A 20965-nucleotide genomic window follows, 5' to 3' on the forward strand; every position below is an offset into this window, starting at 1 on the left:
CCCGGGCTGCCAGGCAGTGGCCGAAGCGATTGTGGCCGGCGGACTGGAAAGCTATTACCAGCATCGCAGCGAAGCCTCAGCCAACCCCGAGGCCCTGCCGGTGCAACTGGTGGACGAACTGGCGCTCTACGACCGCGCGGATGTGCAGCAACCCTTTGTCCGGCATGAAGGCGAACTGGCCGAAACCACCCTGCTGATGGAAGGCATCAGCTGCGCCGCCTGCGGCTGGCTGATCGAGAAACACCTGCGCAGCCTGCCGGCGGTGGCCGAAGCGCGACTGAACCTGTCCAACCATCGCCTGCATGTGCGCTGGGCCGACAGCCAGTTGCCACTGAGCCAGGTGCTCAGCGAACTGCGCCTGATCGGCTATGCAGCGCATCCCTACCAGGCCGACCGCGCCTCCGAGCAACTGGCCAGCGAAAACCGCCTGGCCCTGCGCCAGCTGGGCGTGGCCGGGCTGCTGTGGTTCCAGGCGATGATGGCGACCATGGCCACCTGGCCGGAATTCAATATCGACCTGAGCCCCGAGCTGCACACCATCCTGCGCTGGGTCGCGCTGTTTCTCACCACGCCGATCGTGTTCTACAGCTGCGCGCCGTTTTTCAAGGGTGCCCTGCGTGACCTGCGTACCCGCCACCTGACCATGGACGTTTCCGTGTCCCTGGCGATTGGCGCCGCCTACATCGCCGGGATCTGGACCTCGATCACCGGGGTCGGCGAGCTGTACTTCGATGCCGTGGGCATGTTCGCCCTGTTCCTGCTGGCCGGGCGCTACCTGGAACGCCGCGCCCGCGAACGCACCGCCGCCGCCACCGCGCAACTGGTGAACCTGCTGCCGGCCTCGTGCCTGCGCCTGGGTACTGACGGCCAGAGCGAACGCATCCTGCTCAGCGAACTGCGCCTGGGCGACAAGGTGCTGGTGCACCCCGGCGCCATCCTCCCGGCGGACGGCAAGATCCTCGATGGCCAGTCGAGCATCGATGAATCTCTGCTCACCGGCGAATACCTGCCGCAACCGCGCAGCATCGGCGATGCGGTCACCGCCGGCACCCTCAATGTCGAGGGCGCGCTGACCGTGGAAGTCCTGGCCCTGGGGCAGGACACGCGCCTGTCGGCCATCGTCCGCCTGCTGGATCGGGCCCAGGCGGAGAAACCGCGCCTGGCGGAAATCGCCGACCGCGCCGCCCAGTGGTTCCTGCTGTTCTCCCTGATCGCCGCGGCCGCCATCGGTCTGCTCTGGTGGCAGCTGGACGCTTCCCGGGCCTTCTGGATCGTCCTGGCGATGCTGGTCGCCACCTGCCCCTGCGCGCTGTCCCTGGCCACCCCGACCGCGCTGACGGCCGCCACCGGCACCCTGCACAAACTCGGCCTGCTGCTGACCCGCGGCCACGTGCTCGAAGGCCTGAACCAGATCGACACGGTGATTTTCGACAAGACCGGCACCCTCACCGAAGGGCGCCTGGCCCTGCGCTCGATTCGGCCCCTGGGCGACCTCGACAGCCAGCAGTGCCTGGGCCTGGCCGCCGCCCTGGAAAACCGCTCCGAACACCCGATTGCCCGGGCCTTCGGCCGCGCGCCGCTGGCCGCCGAGGAAGTCCTGAGCATGCCCGGGCTGGGCCTGGAAGGCCTGGTGGGCGAGCAACGCCTGCGCATCGGCCAGCCCGCCTTCGTCTGCGAGCTCAGCGCCTGCACGGTCCCGGCGATGCCGGACGAAGCCGGCCAATGGCTGCTGCTGGGCGATACCCAGGGGCCACTGGCCTGGTTTGTCCTTGACGATCGCCTGCGCAGCGATGCGCCGGCCTTGCTGGCCGCCTGCAAGGCGCGGGGCTGGAACACCTTGCTGCTCTCGGGCGACAGTTCGCCGATGGTCGCCAGCGTCGCCGCCGAACTGGGCATCGACGAAGCCCGCGGCGGCCTGCGCCCGGACGACAAGCTGCAGGTGCTGCAACAACTGCATCGCCAGGGCCGCAAAGTGCTGATGCTCGGCGATGGGGTCAACGATGTCCCGGTGCTGGCCGCCGCCGATATCAGCGTGGCCATGGGCTCGGCCACCGACCTGGCCAAGACCAGCGCCGACGCGGTGCTGCTGTCCAACCGCCTGGACGCGTTGGTGCAGGCCTTCAGCCTGGCCCGTCGCACGCGCCGGATAATCATCGAGAACCTGCTGTGGGCCGGGCTGTACAATGGCCTCATGCTGCCGTTCGCCGCCCTCGGCTGGATCACTCCGGTATGGGCCGCCATCGGCATGTCCATCAGTTCGTTGACCGTGGTGCTCAATGCCCTGCGCCTGACTCGCCTGCCGCGTCAGCCCCAGGCCGAGGCCACGACCCAAACCCGCCCGCTGCCGGCCTGAGCCGCGCGGGCATGGAGCCTACCCATGCCAGCTCTCTACGTGATGATTCCGGCGGCGCTGCTGATCGTGGCCATCGCCATCTACATCTTCTTCTGGGCGGTCGACAGCGGTCAGTACGATGACCTCGATGGCCCCGCCCACAGCATTCTGTTCGACGACCAGGACCCCAAGCACACCGCCGCGATCGACGAGGCCAAGGGCCAGCCGGCGGCCGAACAGCCGCCGCACAAAGACCAGGCGCCGCCCCATGCTTGAGCTGGCGCCGCTGCTGGTTTCCGCGGTGATCCTCGGCCTGCTCGGCGGCGGTCACTGCCTGGGCATGTGCGGCGGCCTGATGGGCGCCTTGACCCTGGCCATTCCCCAGGAGCAGCGCAGCCGGCGCTTTCGCCTGCTGCTGGCCTACAACCTGGGGCGCATCCTCAGTTACGCCACCGCGGGCCTGCTGATCGGCCTGGCCGGCTGGGCCGTGGCCAGCAGTCCGGCGGCCATGGCCCTGCGCGTACTGGCCGGTCTGCTGCTGATCGCCATGGGCTTGTACCTGGCCGGCTGGTGGAGCGGCCTGACCCGTATCGAAAGCCTTGGACGCGGCCTGTGGCGGCATATACAGCCCGTGGCCAACCGCCTGCTGCCGGTGTCGAGCCTGCCGCGCGCCCTGCTGCTGGGCGCGCTCTGGGGCTGGCTGCCGTGCGGCCTGGTGTACAGCACCCTGCTGTGGTCCGCCAGCCAGGGCAACGCCCTCGACAGCGCCCTGCTGATGCTGGCCTTCGGCCTGGGTACCTGGCCGGTGCTGTTGGCGACCGGGCTTGCGGCGGAGCGGGTCACCGCACTGCTGCGCCGACGCAGCGTGCGCATGGCCGGTGGCCTGCTGGTGATCCTGTTCGGCATCTGGACCTTGCCCGGTCCGCATCAGCATTGGTTGATGGGGCACTGAAGCTGCCAGCCATCGCCAGCAACCCCACAAGGCCCGCCCGGCAGGCAGCGCGCACCCGCCAGCCTTGATGCAAATCAAGATGGCCCGGGCGCCAACCCCCTAGACTCGCGAACACTGCCTGCCTACCGGGGGAATTCCCGCATGCTCGACGCCATTCGTTGGGACACCGATCTGATCCGCCGTTACGACCTGGCGGGACCGCGCTACACCTCTTACCCCACCGCTGTGCAATTCCACAGCCAAGTGGGTACCTTCGACCTGCTCCACGCCCTGCGCGAAAGCCGCAAGGCGCTGCGCCCGCTGTCGCTGTACGTGCATGTGCCGTTCTGCGCGAACATCTGCTACTACTGCGCCTGCAACAAGGTCATCACCAAGGACCGCGGGCGCGCCCTGCCCTACCTGCAGCGCCTGGAACAGGAAATCCAGCTGATCGCCTGCCATCTCGACCCCGGGCAGAAGGTCGAGCAACTGCACTTTGGCGGCGGTACCCCGACCTTTCTCAGCCATGACGAACTGCGGCAACTGATGGGCCATCTGCGCCAGCACTTCAACCTGCTGGACGACGACTCGGGCGATTACGGCATCGAGATCGACCCGCGCGAAGCCGACTGGTCGACCATGGGCCTGCTGCGCGAGCTGGGGTTCAACCGGGTCAGCATCGGCCTGCAGGACCTCGACCCGGCGGTACAGCGCGCGGTCAATCGCCTGCAGAGCCTGGAAGAAACCCGGGCGGTGATCGAAGCGGCGCGCACCCTGCAGTTTCGTTCGATCAACATCGACCTGATCTACGGCCTGCCGAAACAGACGCCGGACAACTTCGCCCGCACCGTCGAGGAAGTCATCAACCTGCAGCCGGACCGGCTGTCGGTGTTCAACTACGCGCACCTGCCAGAGCGCTTCATGCCGCAACGGCGGATCAACAGCCACGAGCTGCCGGCCCCAGCGGAAAAACTGCAGATGCTGCAGCGCACCATCGAACAACTGACGGCCGCCGGTTACCGCTACATCGGCATGGATCATTTCGCCCTGCCCGACGACGAACTGGCGATCGCCCAGGAAGAGTCGACCCTGCAACGCAACTTCCAGGGCTACACTACCCATGGCCACTGCGACCTGATCGGCCTGGGCGTCTCGGCCATCAGCCAGATCGGCGACCTGTACTGCCAGAACAGCAGCGACCTGAACCAGTACCAGAACCTGCTGGGTGGCGCGCAACTGGCCACCAGCCGTGGCCTGGTGTGCAATCAGGACGACCGCGTCAGACGCGCGGTGATCCAGCAGCTGATCTGCAACTTCAGCCTCGACTTCGAGACCATCGAGCAGCAGTTCAACATCGACTTTCGCGGGTATTTCGGCGAGCTGTGGCCACAACTGCAAGCCATGGCCGAAGACGGCCTGATCAAGCTGAGCAACGAAAACATCGAAGTCCTGCCTGCCGGGCGTCTGCTGGTGCGTTCGGTGTGCATGGTGTTCGACGCGTATCTGGAGCAACAGAATCGACAGCGTTTTTCCCGGGTCATCTAGGGGCATCAGGCGCGGCAGCCTGAGCGCCAGGCGCGACAACTTGTCGCAGATTACGGGCAAAAACTGTCGGGAGAGACAGGGCGCAAGCAAGCCTGATACTTGACGCCGAGACAATCGGCGAGTGCAAGTGACGGCCAGCGCTGGAAATACCTTGAACGGACTGCACGAGCGCATTTTCCCGGAGTGGCCTGGAGGCTACAAACGGACAGCTTTACGACTAAGCGCCAATACGGCACGGACTGGCCGGAACCTCCTCCCGTGAGTTACCCTTACGGCTTATGTGTGTTTTCCCACAAGGATTCTATTGAATGTCCGAGCCAGTAAAACTGCGCGCTCACAACCAGGCCCATTGCAAGGATTGCAGCCTGGCCCCCCTCTGCCTGCCACTTTCTCTGAATCTGGAAGACATGGATGCGCTGGACGAGATCGTTAAACGCGGTCGCCCGCTGAAAAAAGGCGAGTTCCTGTTTCGCCAGGGCGACGCATTCGACTCCGTCTATGCTGTGCGCTCCGGTGCCCTGAAGACTTTCAGTCTCAGCGACAGCGGCGAAGAACAGATCACCGGCTTCCACCTGCCCAGCGAACTGGTCGGCCTGTCCGGCATGGACACCGAGATCCACCCGGTTTCCGCCCAGGCCCTGGAAACCACGTCGGTCTGTGAAATCCCCTTCGAACGCCTCGACGAACTGGCCCTGCAGTTGCCCCAGCTGCGCCGCCAGCTGATGCGAGTGATGAGCCGCGAGATCCGCGACGACCAGCAGATGATGCTGTTGCTGTCGAAAAAGACCGCCGACGAGCGCATCGCCACGTTCCTGGTCAACCTGTCGGCACGCTTCCGCGCCCGTGGCTTCTCGGCCAATCAGTTCCGCTTGAGCATGTCGCGCAACGAGATCGGCAACTATCTGGGCCTGGCGGTGGAAACCGTATCCCGGGTGTTCACCCGCTTCCAGCAGAACGCGTTGATCGCCGCTGAAGGCAAAGAGGTGCACATTCTCGACCCGATCCAGCTGTGCGCCCTCGCCGGCGGCTCCCTGGAAGGCTGAGGCAGAGCCCCCGCCCGAGCCAAGCGGCTCGGGCGAGGCTATACTGGCGCGCTCCACTTCATGCCCGCCAGGACACTGCCACGATGGCCTTCGATTCCTTCGACATCAAATCCCTGATCCGCCCAGTCATCGACTTCCCCAAACCGGGCGTGATCTTCCGTGACATCACCCCGCTGTTCCAGTCGCCCAAGGCCTTGCGCCTGGTCGCCGACAGCTTTGCCCAGCGCTATGTCGAAGAAGACTTCAGCCATATCGGCGCCATGGACGCCCGCGGCTTCCTGATCGGCTCGATCCTCGCCTACCAGCTGAACAAACCGCTGATCCTGTTCCGCAAGCAAGGCAAGCTGCCGGCCGATGTGCTTGCCGAGGGTTACCAGACCGAATACGGCGAAGCCTTTCTCGAGGTCCATGCCGACAGCCTGTGCGAAGGCGATTCGGTGGTGATGTTCGATGACCTGATCGCCACCGGCGGTACCCTGATCGCCGCGGCCAACCTGGTGCGCCGCATGGGGGCCAGCGTCTACGAAGCCGCCGCCATCATCGACCTGCCGGAACTGGGCGGCTCGCAGCGCCTGCGAGACATGGACATTCCAACCTTCTGCCTGACGCAGTTCTCGTTGAGCGAACGGTAAATCGCTGCCATTTGGGTTGCCAGGGCCGGCGCTATCGCGAGCAAGCTTCGCTCCTACAGGGGCCTCCGGCAGGTCTACAGCCCCATCTGCTTGCTGATGATTTCGTTCATCACTTCCCGGGTGCCGCCGCCGATGGAAAGGATGCGGTTGTCGCGGTACAGCCGCTCCACCAGGCTTTCGCGCATGTAGCCCAGCCCACCGAGAATCTGCACGGCATCGTGGGTGATGCGATCGGCCGTATCGGTGGCAAAGTTCTTGGCCATGGAAATCTCCTTGATCACACTCTGGCCCGCCGCCATCTTCGCTGCCTGGCGATAAGTGAATTCGCGGGACACCTCCAGCGCGGTCGCCATCTCCGCCAGACGATGCTTGATCACCTGGAACTTGCCGATGGGCTTGCCGAACGCCTCGCGCTCCCGGGCCCACTTCAGGCTCTCCTCCAACGCCAGCTGCGCGGTCATGTTGGCCATTAGCGCCAGCGCCAGGCGCTCGCTCTGGAAGTTGCCCATGATGCAGGCGAAGCCCATGTTCTCGACCCCGATCAAATGACTGGCCGGCACCCGGCAATCGTCGAAAAACAGCTCGGCGGTATCCGACGCCCACCAGCCCATCTTCTTCAGTGGCCGGCCGACGGTGAATCCCGGCGTGCCCTTGTCGATCAGCAGCAGGCTGATGCCACCGAAACCGGGTTCGCCGGTGCGCACGGCCACCGTGTAGAAGTCGGCGCGCACGCCACTGGTGATAAAGGTCTTGCTGCCGCTGACGCGGTAGCAGTCGCCATCGCGCAGCGCCCGGGTCTGCAGATTGGCCACGTCCGAACCGCCACCGGGCTCGGTGACCGCCAGGGCGCTGATCTTCTCGCCCGCCAATACCTGCGGCACCACCCGGTCGCGGACCTCGGGGCGCGCCCATTTGACGACCGGCGGCAAACCGATGTCCAGCGAGCCCAGGCCCGCCACCAGGCCGCCGGAGCCACAACGCATCAGTTCCTCGCTGGCGGCGATCTTGGCGAACAGGTCGCCCTCGTGGCTGCCACCCAGGGCTTCTGGATAGCCGATGCCCAGGATGCCGGCTGCGCCAGCCTTGAGGTACAGCTCGCGGGGGAAGCCTTGCGCCTCCTCCCATTGATCGATGTCCGGGAGGATTTCCCGCTCGACGAAACGTCGAACGCTGTCGCGGACCAACTGATGGCTAGGGTCGAAGTATTCCTGGCAGGCAGACATCGGCAAGCTCCTCTGAAGGTTGAGGAAACTTACCTAGCGCTTGCTTGGTTTTCAAGAAAAGTCGCGTTTAAGCGACAGAGCGCGGCCAGCAAGCAAGCCCCTCTGGCAGCGGCGAGCTTGCTGGCCGAAACGCTTACAGGCTGATTGGCTTGCGCCCGGCAAACGAGTGCGCCAGGGTGCCGCCGTCCACCAGCTCCAGCTCGCCGCCCAGGGGCACGCCATGGGCGATGCGCGAGGTGATCAGGCCTTTGTTGGTCAACAGCTGGGCGATGTAATGGGCGGTCGCCTCGCCTTCCACCGTCGGGTTGGTGGCCAGGATCACCTCGGTGAAACTGCCCTGCTCTTCGATCCTGGCCAACAGTTGGGGAATACCGATGGCTTCCGGGCCGAGGCCGTCGAGAGGCGACAGGTGGCCCTTGAGCACGAAATAGCGACCGCGATAACCGGTCTGCTCCACCGCATAGACATCCATCGGCCCCTCGACCACGCACAACAGCGTGTCGTCACGGCGCGGATCGGCGCATTGCGGGCACAGATCGTCCTCGGTGAGGGTGCGGCACAGGCGGCAGTGGCCCACGCCCTCCATGGCCTGGCTCAGCGCCTGGGCCAACCGCGTACCGCCGCTGCGGTCGCGCTCCAGCAGCTGCAAGGCCATGCGCTGGGCGGTTTTCTGACCCACGCCCGGCAAAGTGCGCAGGGCATCGATCAGTTGGCGAATCAGGGGGCTGAAGCTCATGGGGAAAGGTCCGACAAAACGACGAGACGCGGTTTATACCCGCGCCTCCGATTAGCGTCAAATGCTCAGTCCGGGGCGACCCGCACCACCAGCTTGCCGAAGTTGCGTCCTTCCAGCAGCCCGATGAAGGCTTGCGGCGCGCGCTCCAGGCCGTCGACCACATCCTCCTTGAACTTGACCTTGCCTTGCAGCACCCAGGGCGCCATGGCGCTGACAAACTCCGGTTGCCGATCGCCGTAGTCGTCGAACACGATAAACCCCTGGATGCGCACGCGCTTGGTCAACAGCTGGCGCTGCAACAATGGCAGGCGGTCAGGCCCCGGCGGCAGTTCCTGGGCGTTGTACTGGGCGATCAGCCCGCACAGCGGAATCCGCGCCTTGGGGTTGAGCAACGGCAGCACCGCATCAAACACCTTGCCGCCGACGTTTTCAAAGTAGATGTCCACGCCCTCGGAGCAGGCCTGCGCCAGCTCGTCGGCAAAATTCGGGCTGTGATGGTCGATACAGGCATCGAACCCCAGCTCCTCGACCACATAGCGGCACTTGTCGGGACCACCCGCCACACCGATCACCCGCAGCCCCTTGATCTTCGCCACCTGCCCCACCACCGAGCCCACGGCACCCGAGGCCGCGGCCACCACCAGGGTCTCTCCGGCCTTGGGCTGGCCGATGTCCATCAGGCCCATGTACGCGGTCATGCCCGGCATACCCAGCACGCCCAGGGCCATCGAGGGGCTGGGCAAACCCGCCGGCACCGGTATCAGGTTACGGCCATCGGAAATGCTGTGGCTTTGCCACCCGGTGGCACCCACCACCAGGTCGCCCTCCTGGAATTTCGGGTTCAGCGAGCGCTCGACCCGGCTGACCGCGCCGCCGGTCATCACTTCGTTGATTTCCACCGGAGCGGCGTAGGACGGCGCATCACTCATGCGCCCGCGCATATAAGGGTCCAGCGACAGATAAAGGGTCTTGAGCAGCACCTGGCCATCCGCCAGATCCGGTAGTGCCACCCGCTCCAGGCGAAAGTTTTCCGGCACGGGCGCGCCCTGGGGCCGGGAGACCAGAACGATGCGCTGGTTGAGGGTCAATGCTTGCGACATCAGAGCAACTCCTTATCGAGAATTGAATCGGGCCATACAGAGTGCAGACCATCGTATAGCGCTCGGCGTTCGATGTTTCTCTCCCACGCCGCTGCCGCAAGCTGCGATCGATTGCACGGCAACCGCAATCATCCAGCCAGACCCCATCGCCTGAATGACGACCGCTGCGCGCTCGATCGCACCTGCGGCAGCGGCTACAGGCGGCACAAACAAAAATGCCAGGCGCGATGCCTGGCATTTTTAAGTCCGACCGATGCGCTGGCGCGAATCAGAACGGCAGTTTCATACCCGGTGGCAGTTGCATGCCAGCGGTCATGCCGGACATCTTGTCCTGGCTGTTGGCTTCGATCTTGCGCACGGCGTCGTTGACGGCGGCGGCGAACAGATCTTCCAGCACTTCGCGGTCATCTTCGCTGACGCCTTCCAGCAGGCTTGGGTCGATGCTCACGCGCTTGATGTCGTGACGACCGGTCATGACCACGGTGACCATATCGCCACCCGCCTTGCCGGTGACTTCGGCGTTGGCCAGCTCTTCCTGCATCTTGGCCATCTTTTCCTGCATCTGCTGCGCCTGCTTCATCAGGCCGGCCATGCCACCTTTCATCATGGGAATCACCTCAAAGTACTTGGATAAAAACAGCGCCCGGCCTCAAGGCCCGGCGCCCTTCAGTTATTAACCCTGGCTGACCAGGGCCTCGACAGGTTCAATAGTATCGTGACGGACCACCGCGCCGAACTCCCGCACCATCTGCTGGATGAACGGATCGCCGTGGATCGACTCCTCGGCTTCGCGCTGGCGATTGGCACGGCGACGCGACGCGGCCTGGGCCGGGGTTTCCTGCTCGGGCTTGATCAGCTCGATGCTCACCGTCAGCGTGCGCTGGTGATACTGGTTCAGGGCATCGTTCAGGCGCCGCTGCTGAGTGGCGTTGAACAGGGCGCTGTGGGCCGGATCCAGGTGCAGCAACCAGTTGTCGCCCTCGGCGGCGATCAAGGTGCAGTTGGCGGCGATGCTCGCCGTCATCCCGGAAATCGGCAGTTTCGGGAACAGTTCCAGCCACTCCAGCGCCAGGCCGGTGGCCGGCTGGGCAGCCGGCAGCGGCTCGGGTTCCGGCTCGGGATCGGCGGCGTGTTCGCTGGCCAGTTCGTCCAGGTAGCTGTAGGCCGAATCCATGTCCGGCTCGATGTAGTCTTCGTCCAGCGGCGGCTCGTCATCCAGGTCGATGCCCGGCGTCGCGGCATCGACCTCGGCAACGCTGGGCTCCGGCACCGGGGCACTGACCCATTCCGGCGCATCCGGCACCACGCTGTCCGGGGTCGGGGTCGGCATCGGGGTCAGCTCAGGCTGCTCCGCGGCGGTCTCCAGCACGGGCTCGACAGCCGGCTGCTGTGCGACGACCGGTTCGACCGGGTCGTTCCACGGCAGGTCGACCACCTCTTCGGCGGCGACAGGCGCGGCTTGCGCTGGCGTCTCGACCACCGGCTGTGGCGCAGGCGCCACGGGCGCTGCTGGAACAGGCGCGGGTGCAACGACAGGGGCAACCGCCGGAGCGGCCTCGACCACCGGCGCCGCAACCGGAGCGGCGGCAACACTTACCGGAGCAGCAACGGCTGCGCCAGCCACGGATTGGGCGGAATCAACTGTGGCCTGGCTGATCCCCACTGGCTTTAGCGGCTGTCTCGGCGCATCTGCCGAGTCCGCTGGCCGGAAGGCCAGCATCCGCAGCAGGACCATCTCGAAACCACCGCGCGGGTCCGGCGCCAGCGGCAGGTCGCGCCGGCCGATCAGGCCCATCTGGTAATAGAACTGCACATCTTCGGCCGGCAACGCCTGGGCCAGGGCCAGCACCCGGTCGCGGTCGCCATGGCCGTTGTCGACACCGTCCGGCAAGGCCTGGGCAATGGCCACACGGTGCAGGACGTTGAGAATCTCCGACAGCACGCCGTTCCAGTCCGGGCCCTGTTCGGCCAGGTGGCGCACAGCCTCGAGCAAGGCCTTGGCATCGCCGTTGATCAGCGCATGCAGGACGTCGTAGACCTGGCCGTGATCGAGAGTGCCGAGCATCGCCCGCACATCGGCGGCCATGACCTTGCCTTCACCGAAGGCAATGGCCTGGTCGGTGAGGCTCATGGCATCGCGCATCGAACCGTCGGCGGCGCGGCCCAACAGCCACAGCGCGTCGTCTTCGAACGGCACGTTCTCGACGCCCAGCACGTGGGTCAGGTGCTCGACCACCCGTTCCGGGGTCATGTTCTTCAGGGAGAACTGCAGGCAGCGCGAAAGAATCGTTGCCGGAAGTTTCTGCGGATCGGTGGTCGCCAGAATGAATTTGACGTAGGGCGGCGGCTCTTCCAGGGTCTTCAACAAGGCGTTGAACGAGTGGCTGGACAGCATGTGCACTTCGTCAATCAGGTAGACCTTGAAGCGTCCGCGGCTCGGTGCGTACTGCACGTTATCCAGCAGCTCGCGGGTGTCCTCGACCTTGGTCCGGCTCGCGGCGTCGATCTCGATCAGGTCGACGAAACGCCCTTCGTCGATCTCGCGGCATACCGAGCAGGTGCCACAGGGCGTGGAAGTAATGCCTGTTTCACAGTTCAGGCATTTGGCAATGATCCGCGCGATGGTGGTCTTGCCCACCCCGCGGGTGCCGGTAAACAGATAGGCATGGTGCAGCCGCTGACTGTCCAAGGCATTGATCAGAGCCTTGAGCACATGGGTCTGGCCGACCATTTCGCGAAACGAGCGCGGACGCCATTTACGTGCAAGAACCTGATAACTCATCGAAAACCGTCGCAACTGGGAAGCGGAAGCCCGTAATGCTAGCGGAGCAAGGGCGAAATTGCATCCGGTGCGCTCGTCTAATCTGGCTAAGCTGCTTTTTGTCAGGCTCGTCAGCGGCCTTTTCCTGCGTGGAGACTCTATGCGTTTAGCCTTGGGCGCCTGTCTGCTGGTTGCCATGAATGGTTTTGCCGCAGAACCGGCCCTGCGCTTCTCGATCCCCGACAGCTGGGCCATGCCCGTGGTACAGATCGAACGTGGCCGACCCACCCAGGGCATTCTCCACGACCTGATGGCCAGCCTCGCCACCCAGGTCGGCACCCCGGCCGAATTCCACGTCCTGGCGCGGGCCCGCGTGCAGGCGGCCATGGATCACGGGGAAATCGATGTCCGCTGTTATGCCGCCCAGTCCTGGCTGCCCAACCAGGCCGGCGATTACATCTGGAGCATCCCGCTGTTCATTCAGCGCGACCTGTTGGTCAGCCGCGAGCGACACCTATTCCCGGTCACGCCCCGGGACCTGCCGACGCAGCCCATCGGCACCGTCCTCAGCTACACCTACCCTTCCCTGCAACCCTTGTTCGACAGCCGCCAGTTGCTCCGCGACGACGCGCGCAACCAGGAACAGGTGCTGCAAAAACTCTGGGCCGGCCGCTACCGCTACGCGGTGAGCAACCAATGGACGCTGGACTGGTTCAATCAGACCTTGCCGCCCGAGCAGCAACTGCACAGCGTGGCCATCCTGCAGGAACAGGCGGTCGGCTGCGTCGTCCGCAACGATCCGGCGCTGCCGGTGCAACGCGTGCTGCGCACCTTGTTGCGCATGAAGATGTCAGGAGAGATCGACGACCTCATCGGCCTGTACACCGGCCGCAGGCCGACCGAGAGCGCCCCGCAGAGCTACGAGGCACCTTAGGCGTCAGCCGACTTCGTCCTGCGGACACCATTCCAGCGGCGGCAGGAAGGTCGCCACCCAACCCGGCACCTCGCTGGCCGGCATGGGCGGGGCGATGAAATAGCCTTGCGCCACGTCGCAGCCCAGCGACATCAGCAACTCGCCGTGCTCCATGCTTTCCAGGCCCTCGGCCACCACCTGCCGGTCAAACGCCCGGGCCAGGCCGATCAAGGCCTGGGTCAGCGCCAGGTCACCCTGGTCGTGCAGCATGTCGCGCACGAACATGCGGTCGATCTTGATGGTCTGGGTGCGCAAGCGCTTGAGGTAACTCAGGGACGAATGCCCGGTTCCGAAATCCCCCAGGGAAAACTGCACCCCCAGCGCCTGGCAGGCCTCGAGGCAAGCGCTGACATGCTGGATATTCTCCACCGCCACCGCCTCGACGATTTCCAGGTCCAGCAACTGCGGGGCAATCTGTGGATGGCGCTCGAGCACCGCTTTGAGTCGGTCGACGAAATCCGCCCGCTGGAAATGCCGGGCAGCAATGTTGACGCTGATCGGCCAGCGCTGTCCGGCCAGCTGCCATTGCCGCAACTGGGCCATGACTTGCTCCATCACCCACTCGCCGATATCGACGATCAGGTCGGTCTCCTCCACCAGCGGCAGGAACTCCCGAGGCGCGACCATGCCCCGCTGCGGATGCTGCCAGCGCAGCAACGCCTCGAAACCCACCACCTCGCCGCTGCGCATATTGACCTTGGGTTGAAAGTGCAGGCACAGCTCGCCGGACGCCAACGCCTGCCGGACCCGCTCCACGGTCTGGTGGGTAGCCTTGACCTCGCGGTCCCGCGACACATCGAACAAGTGAAAGCGATTGCGCCCGCTCTGCTTGGCCACGTACATCGCCTGGTCGGCATGCCGCAACAAAGTGTCGGCATCGTCGTTGTCGGCGGGAAACAGCGTCACGCCGATGCTGGCGCAGACGTTGATCTCCTTGTCCTGGATCAGATAGGGCGTGGAGATCACCCCCAGCACCCGATGCAGCGCCGCCCGCAACTCGCGAATGTCGCGCACATGGCGCAGGATCAGCACGAACTCGTCCCCGGCCAGGCGCGCCACCACGTCTTCGCCGCGAATGATCGAGCGCAGGCGCGCCGCTACCTCCACCAGCAACAGATCGCCGCTGGCGTGCCCGTAGCCATCGTTGACCGCCTTGAAGCCGTCGAGATCGAGCATGCACACCGCCAGCGCGATGTTCTCCTTGCGCGAGTAATCCAGCGCCTGGTTGAGCAGGTCGGAAAGGAAGGAACGGTTGGGCAAACCGGTCAGCACATCGTGGCCGACCCGCCATTGCAGCGAGTGCAGCAAGCGCCGTTTTTCGCTGATATCGAAGCGGATCGCCACATAACGCTGGACCCGACCAGTGGCCTCATCGAGCAAGGGCACGACGGTGCTGTCGACCCAATACAAAGTCCCGTCCTTGGCCCGGTTGCAGATCTCGCCCTTCCAGACCTGGCCCAGGGCAATGGTGCGCCACATGCTGCTGAAGAATTCGGGAGGGTGCAGGCCGGAGCCGAGAATCCGGTGATTGGCGCCCAGCAGCTCTTCTCGGCTGTAGCCGGAAATCGAACAGAACTGGTCGTTGACGTAAGTGATCCGGCCGGTCAGGTCGGTCTCGGAAAAAATGGCGGCTGCATCCACGGCCCTGCGGTATTTCTCATCCATGAGTCTGACTCACTGTCGCTAGCGGTTGAACCGCTCGACCAGGGCACGGAGCCCGGAAGAGATGTTTGGGCGTTCACTCTCAATATTTTCGCAATCCCAGGCAGGCCTGGGCTGCTGATCCGAAAATATCTGTTCAACAGAGGTGACCGGCACATTCAGACGCACGTTAAAACTCCATAGACAGCATTCGACAATGCCAGCCCAGACAAGCCGGCAAGAGGCCGACTCACGGAAAATGGCGCACCGTCTTGCCCCACCTGACACAATTGCAACCGTACAGCGACCGACACCGTCATTGACCTTCGAATCGACGAAGACCAACTAAAATCACTTAAGGATCAGCCGAATTTGGCGGGTGGGACACTGGCAATCATCAGCGAGACGTTCGCGCCTGCGCCATACCCTCGATTCTGGTGAACAAGGAAAATGCAATGAGTTCTTGTTTCATCAGTTCATCTTCTGAAACTAGATCACCAAATGCCTGTCCGAAGCGTCGATTCTACGAATTGCATCACATTTTGCAAGGCAAGGTGATGAATCATGGCGTTGCCTAATGCAAAGATTTATCGTTAAGTTCTTGATTCTAAATGGGAATTGAGCGATGCAAATTTCAAGTTTGGGTCCAGCCATCAGGCGTTACCGCAAGGTAGCGGGGCTTACTCAGGCTGAACTAGGCGAAAAAACCGGTTTTGACCCTAAAACCATCAGCCGCTTCGAAACCGGCACCTACACCCCCAGTGTGGAAGCGCTGTTCCTGCTGGCCGATGTACTGGGAGTGAAGCTGAAAGCCTTTTTCGCAGATCTGGGCGACGAAGACGAACAGCGGGCGTATCTGTTCGGTGTCATTCACAAAGCCACCCCGAAGGACCTGGGAAAGCTGATAGCAGCGGTAGACCTGGCCTTGTCCAAGCCTTAGAGCCGAGCAACACGCAGAGGAGGCAGCCCTATCGAAGCCGATAGCCTGCCTCCTTTTTATTTCCCCCAGATGACTCCTGACAGGAACTGACAACGGCGCCCCTTAAGCTGGCGTGCGCAGCCCAACCTTTCCAGGAGTCCGGATGATCGCTACCAGCACTTACCTTCTGCTATACGTCGACAGCCCCGCCACCAGCGCCAATTTCTACAGCCGCCTGCTGGACAGGCCGCCGGTCGAGCTGTCGCCGACCTTCGCCCTGTTCATCCTCGATTCGGGGCTCAAGCTCGGCCTCTGGTCCAGGCAGGATGTCGAGCCAGCCACCCAGGTCGCCGGTGGCGGCGGCGAATTGGCCTTAGGGGTGGCCGACAACCAGACCGTCGACCGACTGCACAGCCAATGGGCCGAATCCGGCGTGAGCATCGCCCAGGATCCGACCGCCCTGGACTTCGGCTACACCTTCGTCGCCCTGGACCCGGACGCACATCGACTCAGGGTGTTCTGCCCGACTCTGGAGTGAACGGCAGTCGCGGCGATAGCCTCCGGCAGTACCGAGCGACGCCGCGACCAACGCCCCTCCAACTGCATCGCCATCACGCTGCCGAGGACGATCGCCGCCCCCACGACCACCGCGCCATGCACTCGCTCATGCAGGACCAGCGCTGCCAGCAGCATGGCGATTGGCGGTATCAGGTACATGGCGATGGACGCGCGGCTGACCTCGACCCGCGCCAGCACATAGGCCCACGCCAGGTAAGCCAGCGCACTGGGAAACAACCCCAGCAGCAACACCGCCAGGTTCACCCGCCACGGCGCCTGGACCACCGCGACCGCCAGCCCCGGCCAATACAGGCTCAACAGCAAGGTGCCGGCCCAGACCATGTAGCAGACGGTGGTCAACAGGTCGTAACGCCCCGAATAACGCCGCTGCAACACGAAGTACAAACCCCAGGAGAAGGCCGCCAGCAGCACGAGCAATCCCTGGGGCTTGATCGACGCCACGCCCTGGTCGCCCCAGACCACCACGACCGCGCCGAGCAACCCCAGCCCGACACAGCCCCAGCGCCAACCGCTGACCGGCTCCCTCAACCAGAAAAACGCAATCAGGGTGCTGAAGATCGGCGCCGACTGCGCCAGCACACTGGACGCCCCCGCGCTCAACCCCTGCTGGCCATAGTTGAGGCTGACGTGATGCAGGGCGATGGCAAAAAAGCCCAGTACCAGCAACCAGGGCAGATCGCGCCAGCGTGGCAGGGCGATTCTTTTCACCAGGGCGATGGCGCCCATGAACAGCGAAGCGATCAGAAAGCGCAGCAACGCCAGATGGCCAGGCTCGTAACCCTCCAGGCCGATGTGGATACCCACCGGGGAATAAGCCCAACACAAAATGACCGCGGCGGTCGCCAGGACCAGTTTCAACGCAGGGGAGATATTCAAGACACAGGCACTCGGTAGCACAAGGAAGGCCTTCAGTCTCCCGCCCGCCACAACTCACCACAATTAACGGATACTGAGACCAGACCTCACTGGAAATGAGCAATGGAACTGAGCCAGCTGAAGATGGTGAAAGCAGTCGCCCGTACCGGCAGCATTGCCCGGGCGGCCGAACAACTGCATTGCGTGCCCTCCAACATCACCAACCGCCTCAAGCAACTGGAAGGCGAGCTGGGCACTAGTCTGTTTATCCGCGCGGGCCGCGGGCTGAAAATCAGTCCGGATGGGGAAATCTTTCTGGGTTACAGCGAGCGCATCCTGGCCTTGGTGGATGAAGCCAAACGCGCCGTCGATCGCCAGGCCGAACCCAGCGGCATCCTGCGCATCGGCGCCATCGAGTCCTGTGCCGGCGGGCGCCTGCCGCCGCTGCTGGCGGAGTTCCATCAGCGCTTTCCCCAGGTCACTCTGGAGCTGGTAACCGGTACCTGGTCGCAGTTGTTCGAAGAGCTGCAACACCACCGGATCGACGGCGCATTGGTTGCGGTCGACACGCCCCAGCCAAAGCTGGAGCGCACCGCCCTCTACAGCGAGCCCCTGGTGCTGGTCGCCAGCGCCGATGCGGCACCTGTACTAAGCCCGCGCGACCTGCAAGACCAGACCCTGTTCATGTGGCCCGGCGGCTGCCCTTACCGCCGCGCCCTGGAGCATTGGCTGAACGCCCACGACGTGACCGCGACCATCATCGGCTATGCCAGCTGGGGCACCATCATCGACTGTGTCAGCGCCGGTGCCGGCATGACCCTGGCCCCGGAAGGCGTGCTTGAGCGCTACACCCTGTCCGCGGGCCTGACGCGCCACCGCTTCGCCGACCTGCAGCCGATCGACATTCGTTTTGTCTGGAACAAGGAAATAGAACGCCACACCGCACGGGACGCGTTTGCGCAGTTGTTGCAGGAACGATTGGGGAAATGAAACGAGCGACTGGCGAGAGGCCAGATCAGATGAAAGCAGGGGGAGAATTCAAAACATTCGTCGAGGACCGACAGAGGGCGTTATGGAGGCAACCCCACCAGCCACACCCCGGCACACAATGTCACCGCTGCGGCTGCTCCCTTCCAGGCCTGACCGGGTTCACGGCTGATCGTTGCGAGGGGACCAATGGGGTCACCATAACGACGCTCACTTGACGGCGAGCCGCGCCATTGTACCTATCTGCGGCGAAGTTACAACCGCTCTGTAAAGATTAAAAAATCTGAACGGCTTCAAGTACTTGGATCATTACCCCTCTCCCCCGCCCACTTGCCGATTCCTGTAGCCGCTGCCGCAGGCTGCGTTCGGTCGCGTAGCGGCCGCAATCGCGGGTGACACGGTGTTTCGGTGGCGCGCAATCAAATTGCTGGCGACTGCTTCGCAGTCGATCGCAGCCTGCGGCAGCGGCTACAGGGGACCGCGCATGAGCGGAATGGGAGTTTTGCGGTAAGGCGGCAGTCGATTTTTCGCTTTGTTTTGTAAGGGGTTTCCTAGAAACTCTGGAACGCCTTTGGGCGGGTTGTACCCCTGAATTTGATCGGGCAGTCTGCGTGGGTCGTTGCAGTTTCAACGACCCGGATGTGGAAGTCTGGAAAAGTCATTGGTACAGCGCTCAACAGCGACTGCTGACGTTTTGCGTCCGCAGATCCGTGTTATGGCGACCATGCGTGGGGCACCTTCGGGTGCGCCGGGCTTTGGGTACCAAGGACTCCCCGGTCTTCCACACCCACGCATGGCTGCCACCCTCTCGTGTGGAAGCGAGACTGGCGGCTTTCATCTTTCAGAGAGTCGTAGGTACCCACATGAAAAAGCTCGTCCCCGATCCGCCACTCACTACCCCGCGTCGACTACGCGATCCTGAACTGGACGCGGCGAATATCTCCCTGCTCCTGTCGCTCAACGACCAGCAGCAATCGCTGCTCACACAACTCAAAGAAACCCGCAGCCAGCCGTTCGGCCTGCGCGACGCCCAGCAGCGCCCGCTGTTCGCGGTACAGGCCGGGGTGAATGCCGAAGAAGCCTTGATGCATGTTTCACTGCTGCTCAAATGCGCCGAAGAAGTCTCGGATGAAATCACCGAACAGGGCAGCGGCATCGAACGCGGCCTGATCTGGTCCATGGTGCATTCCGTGGAGATGGCTCGCGCAGTGGTCGATGCCCTGCTCGATGGCGTGCGCACAGCTCGCTAACCGCCCTTGGTAGGAGCGAAGCTTGCTCGCGATAGCATCGCCGCGGCCTTCTGCCGGACCGAGTCGCCTGCATCGCGAGCAAGCTTCGCTCCTGCAGAGGCAGGTGGTGGGTTCAGGCCTGTTCGAGCACTTCGTCGGCCTTGCCGCCAGCTTGCTGGATCACCAGGTGGATGAAGTGCAGCTTGGCGATCACCGCGGGCGGCAGGATGAAGGGATAGAAGTCGGGCTGACCCATGCTGCGTGACAATTCGTTGAGCATGCCCGCCAGTTCGATCCAGGCGTTGACGAAAGAGAGGAACGCCGGGCCGCCGGGATGCTGTGGGTCATACAGGGTGTCCAGCGGAAACGGCTGGTAGTCGAAGTCCATTTCCCGGGCGCTCATGCCGAAGCCCAGCGCGGTATCGACCGCGTCCATCATGTGCAGGTAGTGGGCCCAGGTTTCCGCCCAGTCTTCCCAGGGGTGCATGGTGGCGTAGGCGCTGACGTAGGCCTGCGACCAATCGTTGGGCGCACCCTGTTGATAATGTCGGTCCAGGGCTTCGGCGTAGCTCGCGCGTTCGTCGCCGAACAGCGCGCGACAGGGTTCCAGCCAATGGCTGTCGGCGATCAGGCGGTCCCAGTAGTAATGCCCCACCTCATGCCGGAAGTGGCCGAGCAAGGTGCGATAGGGTTCGTGCATCTGTACCCGCACCTGCTCGCGATAGGCGTCATCGGCTTCCTTGATGTCGAGGGTGATCAGGCCGTTGGCGTGGCCGGTCATGGGCGCCTTGCCCTGCCGATCGACACCGAGGAAATCGAAAGCCAGGCCAGCCTCTTCATCCTCGGTCTTGGCGATCAGCGGCAACCCCAGACTCACCAGTTGCGCCACCAGGCGGCGCTTGGCGATTGCCACCTTGCGCCAGCGCTCGGGGTTTTCCGCCACGCCAAGATCGGGAATGGTCCGGTTCAACCGGCACGCCATGCACAAGGTGCCGGCGCCATAAGCCGGCAGCAGCCAGTTACAGGCCGCCGGGGTATCGAGGTTGGCGCAGCGCCGGAACAGCCCCGCTTGCGGGTCGACGTCCAGCAGCCAAGTATCGACCTCCGGCCCTGGCTGCAGCGACGACAGGCGACTCTGTTCCGGTTGATAACCCAGGGCCGCCGAACAGGCCAGGCACTGACTGTTGCGAAAGAACAGCGACTGCCCGCAGCGGCACAACCAGACCTTGCTGTTGCGGCTGTTCTCACGGACAAAGGGCGCGGCGATACGGGAACTGAGCTGTTCGAAGAAGCGGTACATGGCGATCTCTCCCTGGGCTTGCCAAGACTAGATCATGGGAACGGGACTATTGTTCCATCGCCTTGCTGGCGATCCGCTTTTCTGTAGGAGCGAGCTTGCTCGCGAAGCGATTTCCATATCGCATCGCGTGCAAGCCTGGAGATTTTTTCGCGAGCAAGCTCGCTCCTACAAGGAAACGC

Annotated in this window: 19 protein-coding genes and 1 other RNA gene; 11 read left to right on the top strand and 9 right to left on the bottom strand. The window is 63.8% G+C overall.

What is annotated here, in order from left to right:
- The 6 genes from DK261_RS11705 to DK261_RS11730 form a co-directional block, all read left to right on the top strand.
- Positions 1-2353 (top strand): heavy metal translocating P-type ATPase (locus tag DK261_RS11705; protein ID WP_110175826.1); only part of this gene is annotated, 2353 nt, incomplete at its 5' end.
- 24 nt (positions 2354-2377) lie between these two features.
- The gene (gene ccoS / locus DK261_RS11710) at positions 2378-2608 is read left to right on the top strand and encodes a cbb3-type cytochrome oxidase assembly protein CcoS (protein ID WP_009047938.1); all 231 of its coding nucleotides are present in this window, start codon (positions 2378-2380) and stop codon (positions 2606-2608) included.
- Positions 2601-3284 carry a sulfite exporter TauE/SafE family protein gene (locus DK261_RS11715; RefSeq protein WP_009042956.1) on the top strand — a complete coding sequence of 228 codons (684 nt, stop codon included), beginning with the start codon at positions 2601-2603 and terminating at the stop codon, positions 3282-3284. The genes ccoS and DK261_RS11715 overlap by 8 nt, the downstream gene beginning before the upstream one ends.
- 141 nt (positions 3285-3425) lie before the next feature.
- Positions 3426-4808 carry an oxygen-independent coproporphyrinogen III oxidase gene (hemN, locus tag DK261_RS11720; RefSeq protein ID WP_009047937.1) on the top strand — a complete coding sequence of 461 codons (1383 nt, stop codon included), beginning with the start codon at positions 3426-3428 and terminating at the stop codon, positions 4806-4808.
- A 308-nt stretch (positions 4809-5116) separates the two neighbouring features.
- Complete coding sequence (gene fnrA / locus DK261_RS11725) at positions 5117-5851, top strand: Crp/Fnr family transcriptional regulator FnrA (RefSeq protein ID WP_009047936.1); 735 nt, start codon at positions 5117-5119, stop codon at positions 5849-5851.
- 83 nt (positions 5852-5934) lie between these two features.
- Positions 5935-6483, top strand: coding sequence for an adenine phosphoribosyltransferase (locus DK261_RS11730; protein WP_009047935.1), 549 nt, complete (start codon positions 5935-5937; stop codon positions 6481-6483).
- A gap of 74 nt (positions 6484-6557) precedes the next feature.
- Here DK261_RS11730 and DK261_RS11735 read toward each other — a convergent pair whose 3' ends face one another.
- The 5 genes from DK261_RS11735 to dnaX form a co-directional block, all read right to left on the bottom strand.
- Positions 6558-7706: an acyl-CoA dehydrogenase family protein gene (locus DK261_RS11735; protein ID WP_009047934.1), complete on the bottom strand. Its 1149-nt coding sequence runs from the start codon at positions 7704-7706 to the stop codon at positions 6558-6560.
- A gap of 133 nt (positions 7707-7839) precedes the next feature.
- A complete protein-coding gene (gene recR / locus DK261_RS11740; RefSeq protein WP_009047933.1) occupies positions 7840-8442 on the bottom strand; it encodes a recombination mediator RecR in 603 nt (200 codons plus the stop codon).
- A 65-nt stretch (positions 8443-8507) separates the two neighbouring features.
- Positions 8508-9542, bottom strand: coding sequence for an NADP-dependent oxidoreductase (locus tag DK261_RS11745; RefSeq protein ID WP_009047932.1), 1035 nt, complete (start codon positions 9540-9542; stop codon positions 8508-8510).
- A 268-nt stretch (positions 9543-9810) separates the two neighbouring features.
- Positions 9811-10149 carry a YbaB/EbfC family nucleoid-associated protein gene (locus DK261_RS11750; protein ID WP_009047931.1) on the bottom strand — a complete coding sequence of 113 codons (339 nt, stop codon included), beginning with the start codon at positions 10147-10149 and terminating at the stop codon, positions 9811-9813.
- A 66-nt stretch (positions 10150-10215) separates the two neighbouring features.
- Complete coding sequence (gene dnaX / locus DK261_RS11755; RefSeq protein ID WP_009047930.1) at positions 10216-12324, bottom strand: DNA polymerase III subunit gamma/tau; 2109 nt, start codon at positions 12322-12324, stop codon at positions 10216-10218.
- A 139-nt stretch (positions 12325-12463) separates the two neighbouring features.
- Between dnaX and DK261_RS11760 the strand changes: the two genes are divergently transcribed.
- Positions 12464-13237, top strand: a complete 774-nt coding sequence (locus DK261_RS11760) for an ABC transporter substrate-binding protein (RefSeq protein WP_103331034.1) — start codon at positions 12464-12466, stop codon at positions 13235-13237.
- 3 nt (positions 13238-13240) lie between these two features.
- Here the strand turns inward: DK261_RS11760 and DK261_RS11765 are convergent, their stop codons facing one another.
- Positions 13241-14941, bottom strand: coding sequence for a bifunctional diguanylate cyclase/phosphodiesterase (locus DK261_RS11765; RefSeq protein WP_103331033.1), 1701 nt, complete (start codon positions 14939-14941; stop codon positions 13241-13243).
- Positions 14942-15542: 601 nt separating this feature from the next.
- Between DK261_RS11765 and DK261_RS11770 the strand changes: the two genes are divergently transcribed.
- Together DK261_RS11770 and DK261_RS11775 are read left to right on the top strand one after the other, a co-directional pair.
- Positions 15543-15857 carry a helix-turn-helix domain-containing protein gene (locus DK261_RS11770; RefSeq protein ID WP_007922376.1) on the top strand — a complete coding sequence of 105 codons (315 nt, stop codon included), beginning with the start codon at positions 15543-15545 and terminating at the stop codon, positions 15855-15857.
- Between the two features lie 142 nt (positions 15858-15999).
- Entirely contained in the window at positions 16000-16374 is a 375-nt protein-coding gene (locus DK261_RS11775; RefSeq protein WP_110175737.1) for a VOC family protein, read from the top strand.
- Here DK261_RS11775 and DK261_RS11780 read toward each other — a convergent pair.
- Complete coding sequence (locus tag DK261_RS11780; protein ID WP_110175738.1) at positions 16308-17291, bottom strand: DMT family transporter; 984 nt, start codon at positions 17289-17291, stop codon at positions 16308-16310. The genes DK261_RS11775 and DK261_RS11780 overlap by 67 nt on opposite strands.
- Positions 17292-17393: 102 nt before the next feature.
- On the opposite strand from DK261_RS11780, the gene DK261_RS11785 reads away from it, so the two are divergent.
- Positions 17394-18260 carry a LysR family transcriptional regulator gene (locus tag DK261_RS11785; protein WP_038631201.1) on the top strand — a complete coding sequence of 289 codons (867 nt, stop codon included), beginning with the start codon at positions 17394-17396 and terminating at the stop codon, positions 18258-18260.
- A 92-nt stretch (positions 18261-18352) separates the two neighbouring features.
- On the opposite strand, the gene ffs is transcribed toward DK261_RS11785, so the two are convergent.
- Positions 18353-18449, bottom strand: an RNA gene (gene ffs, locus DK261_RS11790) — signal recognition particle sRNA small type.
- Between the two features lie 671 nt (positions 18450-19120).
- Between ffs and DK261_RS11795 the strand changes: the two genes are divergently transcribed.
- Positions 19121-19507 carry a DUF6124 family protein gene (locus tag DK261_RS11795; protein ID WP_110175739.1) on the top strand — a complete coding sequence of 129 codons (387 nt, stop codon included), beginning with the start codon at positions 19121-19123 and terminating at the stop codon, positions 19505-19507.
- Positions 19508-19619: 112 nt separating this feature from the next.
- Here the strand turns inward: DK261_RS11795 and DK261_RS11800 are convergent, their stop codons facing one another.
- Entirely contained in the window at positions 19620-20786 is a 1167-nt protein-coding gene (locus DK261_RS11800) for a putative zinc-binding metallopeptidase (protein WP_101282053.1), read from the bottom strand.
- Positions 20787-20965 lie beyond the last annotated feature (179 nt).

Source organism: Pseudomonas sp. RW409 (genome assembly GCF_003184125.1).
Lineage (GTDB): Bacteria > Pseudomonadota > Gammaproteobacteria > Pseudomonadales > Pseudomonadaceae > Aquipseudomonas > Aquipseudomonas chlororaphis_I.

Coding starts and splice junctions, on each gene's coding strand:
- ccoS (WP_009047938.1), top strand. CDS start 2,378: ATGCCAGCTCTCTACGTGATGATTCCGGCGGCGCTGCTGATCGTGGCC.
- DK261_RS11715 (WP_009042956.1), top strand. CDS start 2,601: ATGCTTGAGCTGGCGCCGCTGCTGGTTTCCGCGGTGATCCTCGGCCTG.
- hemN (WP_009047937.1), top strand. CDS start 3,426: ATGCTCGACGCCATTCGTTGGGACACCGATCTGATCCGCCGTTACGAC.
- fnrA (WP_009047936.1), top strand. CDS start 5,117: ATGTCCGAGCCAGTAAAACTGCGCGCTCACAACCAGGCCCATTGCAAG.
- DK261_RS11730 (WP_009047935.1), top strand. CDS start 5,935: ATGGCCTTCGATTCCTTCGACATCAAATCCCTGATCCGCCCAGTCATC.
- DK261_RS11735 (WP_009047934.1), bottom strand. CDS start 7,706: ATGTCTGCCTGCCAGGAATACTTCGACCCTAGCCATCAGTTGGTCCGC.
- recR (WP_009047933.1), bottom strand. CDS start 8,442: ATGAGCTTCAGCCCCCTGATTCGCCAACTGATCGATGCCCTGCGCACT.
- DK261_RS11745 (WP_009047932.1), bottom strand. CDS start 9,542: ATGTCGCAAGCATTGACCCTCAACCAGCGCATCGTTCTGGTCTCCCGG.
- DK261_RS11750 (WP_009047931.1), bottom strand. CDS start 10,149: ATGATGAAAGGTGGCATGGCCGGCCTGATGAAGCAGGCGCAGCAGATG.
- dnaX (WP_009047930.1), bottom strand. CDS start 12,324: ATGAGTTATCAGGTTCTTGCACGTAAATGGCGTCCGCGCTCGTTTCGC.
- DK261_RS11760 (WP_103331034.1), top strand. CDS start 12,464: ATGCGTTTAGCCTTGGGCGCCTGTCTGCTGGTTGCCATGAATGGTTTT.
- DK261_RS11765 (WP_103331033.1), bottom strand. CDS start 14,941: ATGGATGAGAAATACCGCAGGGCCGTGGATGCAGCCGCCATTTTTTCC.
- DK261_RS11770 (WP_007922376.1), top strand. CDS start 15,543: ATGCAAATTTCAAGTTTGGGTCCAGCCATCAGGCGTTACCGCAAGGTA.
- DK261_RS11775 (WP_110175737.1), top strand. CDS start 16,000: ATGATCGCTACCAGCACTTACCTTCTGCTATACGTCGACAGCCCCGCC.
- DK261_RS11785 (WP_038631201.1), top strand. CDS start 17,394: ATGGAACTGAGCCAGCTGAAGATGGTGAAAGCAGTCGCCCGTACCGGC.
- DK261_RS11795 (WP_110175739.1), top strand. CDS start 19,121: ATGAAAAAGCTCGTCCCCGATCCGCCACTCACTACCCCGCGTCGACTA.
- DK261_RS11800 (WP_101282053.1), bottom strand. CDS start 20,786: ATGTACCGCTTCTTCGAACAGCTCAGTTCCCGTATCGCCGCGCCCTTT.